This is a genomic window from Formosa algae (genome assembly GCF_001439665.1).
Classification (GTDB): domain Bacteria; phylum Bacteroidota; class Bacteroidia; order Flavobacteriales; family Flavobacteriaceae; genus Formosa; species Formosa algae.
On record NZ_LMAK01000004.1, the window covers coordinates 12,765 to 25,224 of the forward strand.

14 protein-coding genes and 1 tRNA gene are annotated in these 12,460 nt (G+C 33.3%); 5 read left to right on the forward strand and 10 right to left on the reverse strand.

The genetic code is table 11. The annotated features are described in order from the left end of the window. Positions 1-243: 243 nt before the first annotated feature. From AST99_RS00590 to prmA, 3 genes are all read right to left on the reverse strand, one after another. A tRNA-Arg gene (locus AST99_RS00590) sits at positions 244-317 on the reverse strand. 140 nt (positions 318-457) lie between these two features. After that, positions 458-739 (reverse strand): ATP-dependent Clp protease adaptor ClpS, encoded by a 282-nt coding sequence (locus AST99_RS00595; RefSeq protein WP_057778047.1) that lies wholly within the window; start codon positions 737-739, stop codon positions 458-460. Positions 740-755: 16 nt separating this feature from the next. Next, entirely contained in the window at positions 756-1,589 is an 834-nt protein-coding gene (prmA, locus tag AST99_RS00600) for a 50S ribosomal protein L11 methyltransferase (protein ID WP_057778049.1), read from the reverse strand. 68 nt (positions 1,590-1,657) lie between these two features. Between prmA and AST99_RS00605 the strand changes: the two genes are divergently transcribed. Further along, the gene (locus AST99_RS00605; protein WP_057778051.1) at positions 1,658-2,857 is read left to right on the forward strand and encodes a porin; all 1,200 of its coding nucleotides are present in this window, start codon (positions 1,658-1,660) and stop codon (positions 2,855-2,857) included. A 56-nt stretch (positions 2,858-2,913) separates the two neighbouring features. Here the strand turns inward: AST99_RS00605 and tpiA are convergent, their stop codons facing one another. Genes tpiA through AST99_RS00625 form a run of 4 tightly spaced genes read right to left on the reverse strand, consistent with a single transcriptional unit; the run spans position 2,914 to position 6,462 of the window. Continuing rightward, on the reverse strand, positions 2,914-3,663 hold the full coding sequence (gene tpiA / locus AST99_RS00610) for a triose-phosphate isomerase (protein WP_057778054.1): 750 nt from the start codon (positions 3,661-3,663) through the stop codon (positions 2,914-2,916). Positions 3,664-3,683: 20 nt separating this feature from the next. After that, on the reverse strand, positions 3,684-4,760 hold the full coding sequence (locus AST99_RS00615) for an ABC transporter permease (RefSeq protein WP_057778056.1): 1,077 nt from the start codon (positions 4,758-4,760) through the stop codon (positions 3,684-3,686). Between the two features lie 10 nt (positions 4,761-4,770). Beyond that, positions 4,771-5,877, reverse strand: a complete 1,107-nt coding sequence (locus AST99_RS00620; RefSeq protein ID WP_057778057.1) for a BT_3928 family protein — start codon at positions 5,875-5,877, stop codon at positions 4,771-4,773. Positions 5,878-5,922: 45 nt separating this feature from the next. Then, on the reverse strand, positions 5,923-6,462 hold the full coding sequence (locus AST99_RS00625) for a DUF1599 domain-containing protein (RefSeq protein WP_057778059.1): 540 nt from the start codon (positions 6,460-6,462) through the stop codon (positions 5,923-5,925). 130 nt (positions 6,463-6,592) lie between these two features. Here AST99_RS00625 and folP point away from each other — a divergent pair, with 130 nt between their 5' ends. Genes folP through AST99_RS00640 form a run of 3 tightly spaced genes read left to right on the forward strand, consistent with a single transcriptional unit; the run spans position 6,593 to position 8,831 of the window. Beyond that, on the forward strand, positions 6,593-7,366 hold the full coding sequence (folP, locus tag AST99_RS00630) for a dihydropteroate synthase (protein ID WP_057778061.1): 774 nt from the start codon (positions 6,593-6,595) through the stop codon (positions 7,364-7,366). Between the two features lies 1 nt (position 7,367). Next, positions 7,368-8,018, forward strand: a complete 651-nt coding sequence (locus AST99_RS00635) for a hypothetical protein (protein ID WP_057778063.1) — start codon at positions 7,368-7,370, stop codon at positions 8,016-8,018. 27 nt (positions 8,019-8,045) lie between these two features. Then, positions 8,046-8,831 (forward strand): diadenylate cyclase, encoded by a 786-nt coding sequence (locus AST99_RS00640; protein ID WP_057778065.1) that lies wholly within the window; start codon positions 8,046-8,048, stop codon positions 8,829-8,831. Here the strand turns inward: AST99_RS00640 and AST99_RS00645 are convergent. Both AST99_RS00645 and truA read right to left on the reverse strand, forming a co-directional pair. Then, on the reverse strand, positions 8,828-10,594 hold the full coding sequence (locus AST99_RS00645; RefSeq protein WP_057778067.1) for an ABC transporter ATP-binding protein: 1,767 nt from the start codon (positions 10,592-10,594) through the stop codon (positions 8,828-8,830). The two genes, AST99_RS00640 and AST99_RS00645, sit on opposite strands and share 4 nt — an antisense overlap. Further along, the gene (gene truA, locus AST99_RS00650) at positions 10,595-11,338 is read right to left on the reverse strand and encodes a tRNA pseudouridine(38-40) synthase TruA (RefSeq protein WP_057778069.1); all 744 of its coding nucleotides are present in this window, start codon (positions 11,336-11,338) and stop codon (positions 10,595-10,597) included. 74 nt (positions 11,339-11,412) lie between these two features. Here truA and AST99_RS00655 point away from each other — a divergent pair, with 74 nt between their 5' ends. Continuing rightward, positions 11,413-11,904 (forward strand): metallophosphoesterase family protein, encoded by a 492-nt coding sequence (locus tag AST99_RS00655; protein WP_057778071.1) that lies wholly within the window; start codon positions 11,413-11,415, stop codon positions 11,902-11,904. Positions 11,905-11,963: 59 nt separating this feature from the next. Here AST99_RS00655 and AST99_RS00660 read toward each other — a convergent pair whose 3' ends face one another. Beyond that, a complete protein-coding gene (locus AST99_RS00660) occupies positions 11,964-12,374 on the reverse strand; it encodes a DUF4293 domain-containing protein (RefSeq protein WP_057778074.1) in 411 nt (136 codons plus the stop codon). Between the last annotated feature and the right edge of the window lie 86 nt (positions 12,375-12,460).

Genomic DNA, 12,460 nt, shown 5'->3' on the forward strand with positions numbered 1-12,460 from the left:
AGTATAAATCATCTTTCCGTTATAAGCCAAGCATTTATTTAAAATCATGTAGTAGATGTACTCAATGTAGTTCTAAAAACAATATTATTTTTAAAAACAATGTAGTAAGTGTAGTAAATGCACATTTAAAACAAATAAAATATTTTAAAGTGAATAGCCTTAATTATAGAAAAGTGTGAAAATAGTGTGAATACGATAAATAAAAAAAGGGTTTCAATTTCTTGAAACCCTTATAAACAGTAGTGACCTCGACTGGATTCAAACCAGTAACCTCTTGAGCCGTAATCAAGTGCGCTATTCAGTTGCGCCACGAGGCCTTTTTTGTGGGTGCAAATATATGAGGTTTCATAATGTTTACCAAATATATTCTTAGGTTTTTTTGTTTTTTTTTGAGCTAAATTCATTTTGTGTATTCAAACAGAATTTAAGTCCTTAAATATGAGTTTTGTGTGAGGAATTAAACTATTTCTGCACTTAAACCAGCATCTAATAATTTAGAGCAACGTGGCTCTAAATCTTTATACGGACCTGTTTTAACTGTGCATTTTCCTTTGTAGTGTACAATTATAGAACATTGCTCTGCTTGCTCTGGTGTGTGTTCGCAAGCTGCAATAAGTGTATCTATAACATGATCGAAGGTGTTTACTTCATCATTATATAGCACAATCTCATTTTCATTTTCTTTTTTTGTATCGGTTTCAACGAGAACCTCTTCTAGTACTTCTTCCTTAGTGCTCATCTGTTTTACTTTTCTACTAATTTAAAAATTTTAGAGCAACCCAATTATTTCGTTCTAATTTTTCGCTAATTTTTAACATATTTTTAGTGCATTCTGCTTCAATTGTAGGAATATCGTCGTTATAAAACCCACTTAAAAACAATGCGCCGTTAGTATTTAGGCAAGATGCATAGGTTTTAATATCGTTTAAAAGAATGTTTCTATTAATATTAGCAATAATAATATCGTAGCTTTTTCCTGCTAATAAAGATGCTTCGCCTTCATAAACCGTAATGTTTTTACACTGATTACGTTCTACGTTTTCTAAACTGTTTAAGTAGCACCAATTATCTATATCTATAGCATCTAATTGTTTTGCACCTTTAAATTCTGCTAAAATGGCTAAAACGCCAGTCCCGCAACCCATATCTAAAACTGTTTTGCCTTCAAAATCTGTTTTTAAAATATGCTGAATCATCATGTGAGTGGTTTCATGATGTCCCGTTCCAAAACTCATTTTTGGTTCGATAATAATATCGTATTTGGTGTCGAATTTTTCATGAAATGGTGCTCGAACGGCACATACATCGTCTACAACTATTGGGTTAAAGTTTTTTTCCCATTCTTCATTCCAATTGGTTTGTTCAATATCTTCAAAAGTAAACGTGATTTCAAATTCTTCGGAATCAAGAATCTGTATGTCTTCAAGAATATCTTCGCGCCATTCTTCCTTCTGAATGTATGCTGTTACGCCTGTTTCAGTTTCTACAAAACTCTCAAATCCTGCATAGCCAAGTTCAGCAATTAATATTTCTACACCGGGTTGTAAAGGCGCTACATTAAAATCGTAACCTATATATATTTCTGCCATTTATTTTTTTGTCAAATTTACTAAGTATTACGCAGATACTGTTAATTTTGTACTAAAATAAGACTAACATGAATAAAATTATTATTGCCTTAGTATTGCTTGCTTTTGGTTTGACATCTAAAGCACAAAACGACAATGATATTAGGTTGGCGGCTTTACCATATTATTCTTTCGGGAAAGGTGTAGGTTTAACGTCTCCAGATAGTATTTTTAAACTTAATATTCGTTTTAGAATGCAAAATCGTGCGACTTACCTGGAATCTGAAACAGATAAAAATGGTGTGGAAGCGATGGTGAGACGTATGCGTTTAAAGTTTGATGGCTATGTGGGTGATCCTAAATTTGTGTATGTTGTGCAATTATCTTTTGCTCCTGGAGATGTAGGAGTTATAGAAGATGGCGATAATATAAATATAATTCGTGATGCGGTGGTGTTTTATCGCCCTAACGCACATTGGAATATTGGTTTCGGGCAAACTAAATTACCAGGTAACAGACAGCGTATAAACTCTTCTGGAGCCTTACAACTAACAGATCGTACTATAAATAATGCGAGTTTTAATATAGATCGTGATTTTGGGTTGCAAGTGTATTATTTGAATGAAAAACCAGAAATATTTTCTTACAATATAAAAACAGCGATTTCTACAGGTGAAGGACGGAATTGGACCAAATTACCAGAAACTGGATTGGCATATACGGCCCGTTTAGAACTTTATCCGTTTGGTGCGTTTACAGATAATGGAACTTTTTTTGAAGGAGATATCGCTCGTGAGCAAACACCTAAATTAATGCTTTCTGGAGTGTATCATTACAACGAAGGTGCACGTAGAACACGTGGTACTTTGGGCTCGGAGTTATTTGATCAACGCGATTTAACGTCGCTGTTGTTTGATGCTATAGTGAAATATAATGGTTGGGCATTTCAAACCGCGTATATGAAACGTATGGCAGATAATCCGATTACCTATAATCCGGAAAATACTAGTGAGTTTCGTTATGTAGTAGCAGGTGAAGGATATGACACCCAGTTGAGTTATATTTTTTCAAATAATTATGAAATTATCGCACGCTATTCTAATCAGAAACCAAACAAGGATGTAGATATAGTTATGCCGGAAACAAATCAATATAGTGTAGGGGTTACCAAATACATTTGGGAACACAGTTTGAAACTTCAGGCAGAATTAACGAAAACAGATTTTACGTTAAATACTATAGATACCGACAGTTGGTACTTGCGTTTTCAAGTCGAAATAGGGATATAAAATTAAAAGGCTGTCTTAACCAAGACAGCCTTTTTTATTACAATATATTTTTATAATTAAAATGCATTTACAATAGCAAAGAAATCGTCTGCATTTAGAGCAGCTCCTCCAATTAAACCACCATCTACATCTGGTTTAGAGAAAATTTCTTGAGCATTTCCTGGTTTTACACTTCCTCCGTATAAGATAGATACACTATCTGCTACATCAGCACCATATTTATCGGCTAAAGTTTTTCTAATAAACGCATGCATGTCTTGCGCTTGTTCTGGACTAGCAGTTTCTCCTGTTCCAATAGCCCAAACAGGTTCGTAAGCTAATACAATGTTTTTAAAGGCCGAAGCTTCTAAATGAAACAGTGCATTTGTAATTTGACTACCTACAACAGCTTCGTGATTTTCAGATTTTCTATCGGCTAATTCTTCACCAAAACAGAAAATTACACGCATGTCGTTTGCTAAAGCGGCATCTACTTTTTTAGCTAATAATTCGTCTGTTTCGTTAAAATAAGCACGACGCTCACTATGTCCTAAAATCACAGTGTTAATTCCTACGCTTTTTAACATACTAGCGCTAATCTCACCAGTGTAGGCTCCGTTTTCTGCAAAGTGCATGTTTTGAGCAACAACTTCAATAGCATTATCTTTTAAAGTATTAAAAGCAGACCAGAGGTTTGTAAAAGTTGGTGCTACCATAACTTCTGCATCAGATGTTATTGTTTTGTTTTTCAGTGCTGTTAACAATGTTTCGGTTTGTGATAAATCATTGTTCATTTTCCAATTTCCTGCAACGATGTTCTTTCTCATAGTTTGTTTCTATTAATAAATTATTGAAGTTTTACTTTTGGATCTAACCAAGCATATATGATATCTACAAAAATATTGATTATTATGAACAAAAGCGCTATAATTAGCACCGAACCCATAATAACCGGTAAATCTAGAGTATTTAAAGCGTTTACTATTTCTTTTCCTAAGCCATTCCATCCAAATACATATTCTACGAATACTGCACCTGCTAGCATGGATGCAAACCAACCCGATATAGCAGTAACAACAGGATTTAAAGCATTCTTTATCGCATGCTTTTTTATAATCTGATATTCGGTTAAGCCTTTGGCTCTGGCTGTTCTTATAAAATCTTGATTGAAAATTTCTAATAACGAATTTCTCATGAGTTGAATCACTACAGCCAACGGACGAATTCCTAAGACAATTGCGGGAAGTATTAAGTTTTTCCATTGTAAATGCATAGCTTCTCCGAAATCGTCTAGTTCGTATAAACTTCCTGTCATTTCTAAATGCGTGTATTTATGAAGTAGATATCCAAAAACCCAAGCGAATAAAATGGCGCTAAAAAAGGATGGTACACTCATACCAATAGTACTTATAAATTGTATGCTTTTATCTAAAAAGGTGTCTTTGTATAAGGCCGAAACGACTCCTAAAACAACACCTATAATTATCGCTATTATAATGGCCGATACGGCTAGAATAAATGTATTTGGTAAAGTCTCTGCTAAAACACTGCTTACTTTTTTTCCTTGTTTAGTAAAAGATTCTCGTAAATAAGGCGCTTTTAAAACGACTTGAGTGTTGCTTATATTAAAAAGCGAAATGGCAGTATATTTACCAAGACTTAAAAAGGTATAATCTTTTGGATTTGATGAATGAAACGAGAGCGGAGATAAATCGTTAACATAATATCCAAATTGGACGGCTAGTGGTTTATCGAAGCCATATTTTTGTTTAATAATGGCTAGTTGCTCGCTGTCTTCATTCTGGCCCAACATCATTTGTGCGGGATCTCCTGGTAAGACATTAAATAAAAAAAAGATAACTGTAACTACCCCAAACAATGTTAGTAATGCATAAAACAATTTATTTAGAATGTAGTTTAACACAGCTTATAGATTAATTCACTTTAATTAGATTTAAATCGTCTACATCGTTCCAGTGTACTTTTTGTATTACCGTTCCTTTATCTAATATTAATACACCGGGATTAGAACGCACTATGGTTTTTAAAGCGGTTTCGTCTGAGAAGTAAAAATCGAAATTAAAATGATATTCTGCTTTCAATTTATCTTGAATCTCGTGACCTGAAGCAGTAAGTCCGATCACTTTATAGCCGTTTTCACTCGCTTTGTCTGCAACATTTTTAATGGCTTTTAGTCCTAAAGATTCCGATTTTTCTAGACTGTAAGCAATGAGTAATACCACATGGTCGTCGTGTAAAATGGCTTCAGTAAAATCTTCTCCATCACGTTCTATTGAAAAATCGTGAATAGGTGCCACATAACCAGGATCAATCTCTTTGGTATCCACACTAATAAACTCGCCATCAACCGTAGGGTAAGATCCTTTAGTTGTGATTACTTTTTCTTCACCATTAATATTAAAAGTCCACATATAGTCTATATCTGCTTTCGGTGCATCTTCTGGTACAATCATATTATCCCATAAATTAGCGCCTACTTTATAAGGTCTAAAATCTATGGTTGGTAAATGCATTAGGACGTGATATCCAAACCACAAGCAACCAATAAATCCAAACAAAGCTAAAACTGTGGTTTGGAATGTGCTAAATACGGGTTTTATGAAACGTATGCCAGAAAATATTATTAGAATCAGGATAAGTAAAACAATGTCTTTAGAGAAGGTTTGCCAAGGTGTTAGTTTAATAGCATCTCCAAAACAACCACAATCTGTTACTTTATTAAAATAGGCAGAGTAGAAGGTCAGGAACGTAAAAAACAAAATCATGAGTAGTAGACTCCAAACTGTAAATTTTGCTTTGTATCCAATAAGTAAAAAAATACCCAAGAGGACTTCAAAAATAACCACTAGAATAGAAATAACTAAGGCATAAGGTTCTAAAGCCGTAAGATTAAGCACTGCGGCACTAAAGTATTCTTCTAGTTTAAAGGAAAACCCAATAGGGTCGTTTAGTTTAATTAAACCTGATATGATGAATAATACACCAACTAAAATTCTACTAATACTTACTATCTTTTTCATGAAAATGAGATCTGCTATTATAGGGGATGTTGCGTTCTTTTTATATTATTTTGCGTTTAAATGAATTAAAGCAAATACAGAATAATTAATCATATCTTGGTAATTAGCATCTATGCCTTCGCTAACCAATGTTTTACCTTTATTATCTTCAATTTGTTTCACGCGAAGTAATTTCTGAAGAATTAAATCGGTTAAAGAGCTTACACGCATATCTCGCCAAGCTTCTCCATAATCATGGTTTTTATCCATCATTAATTGCTTGGTTTTCGCTATTTTATCATCGTAAAGGTCTGTGGCTTCAAGTGTACTTAAATCAGGTTGCGTAGCCACACCTTTATCTAACTGAATTAATGCCATAATGCAATAGTTTATAACACCTATAAATTCAGAAATTTCATCTTCATCAACTTTTCTAACATCATTTTCTTGTAATCCTCGTATACGTTGTGCTTTTATAAAAATTTGATCGGTTAAAGATGGAAGTCTTAAAATACGCCAAGCACAACCATAATCTTTCATCTTGTTTATAAATAAACTTCTACAGATGGTTATTACAGCGTCGTATTGTTTTGAGGTATCTTGCATATATTGAATTGAATTTTCCGTAAATTTCGCACAATTTAATGGAATAACAAACTTTAAACATTTCTAATCTGTTTTGAATAAAACAATAAACTGCAAAGGCCAACTTATCGATATCTCTTCCCCAAGTGTGATGGGAATTTTAAATCTAACTCCAGATTCTTTTTACGATGGTGGAAGTTATAAAAATGAAGCTGATATTATTGCTCAGGTGAAGCAGATGCTTGATGAAGGTGCTACGTTTATAGATGTTGGTGCATACAGTTCCAGACCTAATGCAGATCATGTAAGTGAATCTGAAGAATTAGCGCGTATTTTACCTGTTTTAGAGCTACTTATAAAAACGTTTCCAGATGTAATAATATCTGTAGATACGTTTAGAAGTGGTGTCGCTAAGCTTTGTATTGAAGCTGGAGCAGCTCTAATAAACGATATTTCTGCAGGACAGTTAGATCCGTTAATGTTAGAGACGGTAGGCAAGTTAAAAGTACCATACATCATGATGCATATGTTGGGTACACCTCAAACCATGCAGCAACACACTAATTATAAAGATTTAATAAAAGAGCTATTATTTTATTTTTCTGAACGTATCGCTCTAGCAAAACAACATGGGATTATAGATATTATTATAGATCCAGGATTTGGATTCTCAAAAACCTTGCAGCAAAACTTTGAATTGTTAGACGAATTAGAACTTTTACAAATTGCAGATTTACCCATGTTGGTTGGTGCTTCTCGAAAATCTATGATTTATAAAACCTTGGAAATATCGCCACAAGATGCTTTAAATGGCACCACAGTCATTAATACCATTAGCTTGCAGAAAGGCGCTTCTATTCTAAGAGTGCATGATGTTAAAGCCGCCATGGAGTGTATAACGCTTGTAAATGCCCTAAAACAATAATATGAAACCATTATTAATTATTTTAATATTAAGCCTGTGTTTGTCTTGTGGAAGCGATAAGGAATTGCAACTAGCAGAGATACAACATTCGGAGATCAAGGAGGTTTTAGATGTGTCTCCGGCATATATTTTTTATAATACAAAAGCAGAAGATAGTGTAGAGTTAAACAAGCAAAATTTAATTAGTACTACCAATTGGTTGGTTAACATAGATAAACGTTTAACGTTACAGCAAGCTATTCCAGTAGTTATTGGTTTACAAGAAAAAAAGCGAAATGCATCTCATAAAAAGAAAGGGGTAAAGAATTATTTTACGGCATTTAATCCCGAGGTAAAGAATTTACGTTTTATAGAGTTTACAAAAGTTCATTATCATGTAAATACTACAATAGAGGCTTATGTAAAGACTTTAGATGATCAGGCTGAAGTTTTAACTTTTAATAGAAATGACGTTACGTTCCAAGAGAAGCAATTAACAGTTGATGCATTTGTAAATCGTTTAAAAACGGCTCCAAACCAGGGACATGTTTTTGTTTTAAATTTTGAAAATCAATTGAGTTTTCAGGAGTATTTACACATAAAAGATTTACTTTTAACAGTTAAAAATACAGCTGTATTAATACATACAAACGAGTTTATTTACAAATCATAGATTGTTACATTTATAAAAAATAGTCCTTTGGAAATCTTTAGAGACCTTTTAAAATTTACACTAATAGACATTATAGATGTCTTTCTCGTAGCACTGTTACTTTACTATGTTTACAAATTAGTAAAAGGGACTGTGGCCATAAATATTTTTATAGGTATTGTAATTATTTACATTATTTGGAAGGTTACAGAAGCCTTACATATGCAGCTGTTAAGTAATATTCTTGGCGGATTTATAAGTGTGGGGATGTTTGCCTTGATTGTGGTATTTCAGCAAGAATTACGTAAGTTTTTATTAATGATTGGATCTACAAATTTTAGCAAAAGTGGTCATTTGTTTAAACAATTAAAATTTCTTCAAACAGAAAGTAATAATAGTACAGATGTAGATGCTATTCTTTCGGCATGTACTAAAATGGCTTCTACAAATACTGGGGCTTTAATTGTTTTTGAGCGAAATAACAACCTCGATTTTTTAGCTCAAACCGGAGACGAAATGAATATTACGGTTACCGAGCCTATTATAGAAAGTATTTTCTTTAAAAATAGTCCGTTACACGATGGAGCTATTATTATAGCAGAGAATATTGTAAAAGCTACACGTGTAATATTACCCGTAAATAACGATAAAAATTTACCACAGCGCTTTGGGTTACGTCATAGGGCGGCTGTTGGTGTTTGTGAAAAAACTGATGCGCTAGCCTTAGTGGTGAGTGAAGAGACTGGGCAAATTTCTTATTTTAAAAATGGAGAGTTTATCATGTTTAACTCTATTGAAGAGCTCAAAGGTATTATTAAAGAAGATCTGGTTTAAGCAGAGATTTCTTTCATAAACTGTACTTCGTATAAATTTTTATAATAGCCATTTTCTGTTTTAAGTAATTCGCTATGTGTGCCTTGTTCTACAATTTCTCCAGCATCCATAACAATAATTTTATCGGCTTTAATAATCGTGGCTAATCGGTGAGCAATTACTATAGATGTTCTTCCTTTTGTAATTTTATCTGTCGCAGTTTGTATGAGTTGTTCTGAATAGGAATCTACAGAAGATGTTGCTTCATCTAGCACTAAAATACTAGGATTGGTTACGTAAGCACGTAAAAATGAAATTAATTGACGCTGACCAGAAGATAGCATGACACCACGTTCTTTAACGTTGTAGTTATAACCATTAGGCAGGCTCGAAATAAAATCGTGTACACCTATATCTTTGGCGGCTTGAATAACTTGGGCTTCAGTAATGTCGGGATTATTTAATGTAATATTATTTAAAATAGTGTCTGCAAACAAAAATACGTCTTGCAGTACTACGGCAATTTGAGATCGTAAAGACACTAAAGAGAATGTTTTTATGTCTTTAGAATCTATCAAAATTTTGCCTTTATCAATCTCGTAAAAACGATTTAATAAATTGATTATTGTAGATTTTCCAGCACCTGTAGCACCAACAATTGCTACGGTTTGCCCTGCTTTAACATCTAGCGAAATGTCTTTTAAAACTACCTCGTTTTCAATATAGCTGAAACGTACATTTTTAAATATAATATCGCCTTTAAACTGATTGGCAATTAGTGTACCTGTATCATCTATTTGCGATTTAGTGTCTATCACTTTAAAGACTCTGGTGGCTGCAACCATTCCCATCTGGAAGGTGTTAAACTTATCGGCAATTTGTCTTAAGGGTCTAAATAACATTGGAATCATCATCACAAATGCGGTTAAATCTCCTAAAGAAGAAGAGTTATGCATTACCGCATCTAAGCCTCCATACCAAGCCACTAAACCAATAGTAATAGATCCAGAAAGTTCTGCGATAGGGAAGAAGATCGAGTTGTACCACACCGTTTTTAACCATCCTTTTTTATGACGTTCGTTTATAGCTTTAAAGTGTTTGTATTCGGTATCTTCTCTTGTAAATAATTGAAGAATCTTCATTCCAGTCACTCGTTCTTGTACAAAAGAATTCAGGTTCGATATTTCTGTACGCACTTCTTCGAAAGCTTTTTTCATGTATTTCTGAAAAATACGGGTCGCATATAAAACCAACGGTAACATTAAGAAGACAATTAAACTTAATTTCCAATTTATAAAAACCATAACGCCGGCCACAACAACCATGGTTAACGAGTCTCTAAAAATCATGAATAAACCTTCTCCAAAAATATCAGCAATACGCTCCATGTCGGTTACAGAACGTGTAATTAAAACACCAACAGAAGAATTGTCATAATACTTCATTTTAAAACGAAGCATATGGTTAAACAATTTTACACGAATATCTTTTACCACACTTTGACCTAACCAACCGGAATAGTAAATGAAAATAAGCTGAAACGAGACTTCGAAAACTAAAAGCGCTAACATAACTAATATGTAAGGAAAGAAACCTTCAAGTGTTTTAGTCGAAATATTATTATCTATGGCTTGTTGTAAAATATAGGGTCTTAGTGCGCCAAATATGGCTAATAACACTACAGATATAAAGACACCAATAAAGACTTTGTTGTAGGGTTTTATATACTCTAAAAGACGTTTAAACAAACTTAAATCTATACTATTTTTTTTTGTGTTATCCATTTATAATATTATCGATTCTGGGTAAGTAATGTGGGTTAAATACAAGCCTTTTGCGGGTACAGAATACCCAGCTTCGCTTCTGCTTTTTGATGAGATAATGCGATGAATATCTTCAACATCAAGTTTGTTTAAACCTACATTTATTAACGTGCCTACTATGGCGCGCACCATGTTTCTTAAAAACCTATCTGCTGTAATGGTAAAATGTAATTCTGTATCTACAACTTCTAAATGCACCGCCATAATATCACAATTATATGTTTTTACATCGGTATTGCTTTTAGAAAAACACTGAAAATCTTTATATGCTAATAATAAATTTGCAGCAGTTTTCATATGTTCAACATTCAGTTTTGGTTTTACCCAATAAGCTTCTTCAAAATTAAATACATTTTTTTGAAGTGCAATGCGATATAAATACGTTCTGCTTGTCGCATGAAATCGGGTGTGTGCATCTGCTTTAACTTTAAAAATGCGGTGTATAGCCACATCTTTAGGCAAATAAGAGTTTAACTTATATTGTAATTCTTCGCTATTAAAGGTGTCTTCAAAATCAAAATGTGCGAACATTTGTTTGGCGTGTACACCTGTATCTGTTCTTCCCGCTCCCATAATGGCAATTTTCTGTTTTAAAATTACAGATAAAGCCGTCTCAATAACCTCTTGTACAGAAATGGCATTGGGCTGATTTTGCCAACCGTGATAGGCTTTTCCGTTATAAGAAAGTTCTAAAAAATATCTCAAGAATAATCGTATTTTTGTTATTGAATCTACAAAGATAATTAGTTTTACTAGTTTGAACTCACAATATTCTCTTAATGACAAAAATCCTTTTACTTTCAGATACACATAGCTATATAGATGATGATGTCTTGAAATATGTAAAACAAGCTGATGAGGTTTGGCACGCAGGTGATATAGGCGATTTAAAGGTTACAGATGCTATTGAAGCGCTAAAACCTTTACGAGCTGTATATGGTAATATAGACGATGCGCAAGTACGACGAGTATTTCCAGAACATAACAGGTTTATGTGCGAAGGTGTAGATGTTTGGATTACGCATATTGGAGGCTATCCTAACCGCTATAATATTCGTGTAAAAGACGAGATTAAAGCCAATCCGCCAAAACTGTTTATTTGTGGACACTCGCATATTTTAAAAGTTATGCCCGATAAAAAGTTGAAATTATTACATATGAATCCTGGTGCAATTGGTAAACATGGATTTCATAAAGTACGAACCATGTTGCGATTCACTATAGAGGGGGCAGAAATTAAAGACTTAGAAGTTATCGAGTTTAAAAAATAAAAACCCGAAGCACAACCTTCGGGTTTTTTACACGCACTAATACTACTAAGATATAAGGTTTAACGTAATCTATCTACAGATTTTACAAGATCTTCATCCTTCTTAATGGCCTTATTAGCTAACACTAATAACACGATAGAAATAATAGGAAGGAACATCCCAATACCTTTCTCTGAAACGTTAGTTTCTCCAGATAAGTTTAGAGATTGATACACGAAAAACACTATTAAAAAAAAGTTTAATATGATGTTTAGACGCCCCAATACAAATTGAAGCTTTCTATTTGAGTACATAAATAGAGATACTAACGCCAGCAAAGCAGATCCTAAAAATAAGCCTAGGCTTAATAAGTTGTCTGTAGCATATACTAAAGCTCCTTCTGTATTGGTCCATAAATTAAACACAAATATAAGTCCGCCACTTACAATAGCGGTTAAAAGAAGGTATATAGTTTGTATACGTTGTATCATTCGTTTTTTATAAACTAGACAGCAAAAATAGGAGTTTCTTTGAGAATATTTATATAATTTATTAAAATAAAAGTTGTATAATTGCA

What these genes read in the sequence shown, in the direction of transcription:
- AST99_RS00655 (WP_057778071.1), top strand. Translation starts at nt 11,413, where the DNA reads ATGACAAAAATCCTTTTACTTTCAGATACACATAGCTATATAGATGAT.
- prmA (WP_057778049.1), bottom strand. Translation starts at nt 1,589, where the DNA reads ATGGCAGAAATATATATAGGTTACGATTTTAATGTAGCGCCTTTACAA.
- AST99_RS00645 (WP_057778067.1), bottom strand. Translation starts at nt 10,594, where the DNA reads ATGGATAACACAAAAAAAAATAGTATAGATTTAAGTTTGTTTAAACGT.
- tpiA (WP_057778054.1), bottom strand. Translation starts at nt 3,663, where the DNA reads ATGAGAAAGAACATCGTTGCAGGAAATTGGAAAATGAACAATGATTTA.
- AST99_RS00625 (WP_057778059.1), bottom strand. Translation starts at nt 6,462, where the DNA reads ATGCAAGATACCTCAAAACAATACGACGCTGTAATAACCATCTGTAGA.
- folP (WP_057778061.1), top strand. Translation starts at nt 6,593, where the DNA reads ATGGGAATTTTAAATCTAACTCCAGATTCTTTTTACGATGGTGGAAGT.
- AST99_RS00635 (WP_057778063.1), top strand. Translation starts at nt 7,368, where the DNA reads ATGAAACCATTATTAATTATTTTAATATTAAGCCTGTGTTTGTCTTGT.
- AST99_RS00660 (WP_057778074.1), bottom strand. Translation starts at nt 12,374, where the DNA reads ATGATACAACGTATACAAACTATATACCTTCTTTTAACCGCTATTGTA.
- AST99_RS00620 (WP_057778057.1), bottom strand. Translation starts at nt 5,877, where the DNA reads ATGAAAAAGATAGTAAGTATTAGTAGAATTTTAGTTGGTGTATTATTC.
- AST99_RS00605 (WP_057778051.1), top strand. Translation starts at nt 1,658, where the DNA reads ATGAATAAAATTATTATTGCCTTAGTATTGCTTGCTTTTGGTTTGACA.
- AST99_RS00595 (WP_057778047.1), bottom strand. Translation starts at nt 739, where the DNA reads ATGAGCACTAAGGAAGAAGTACTAGAAGAGGTTCTCGTTGAAACCGAT.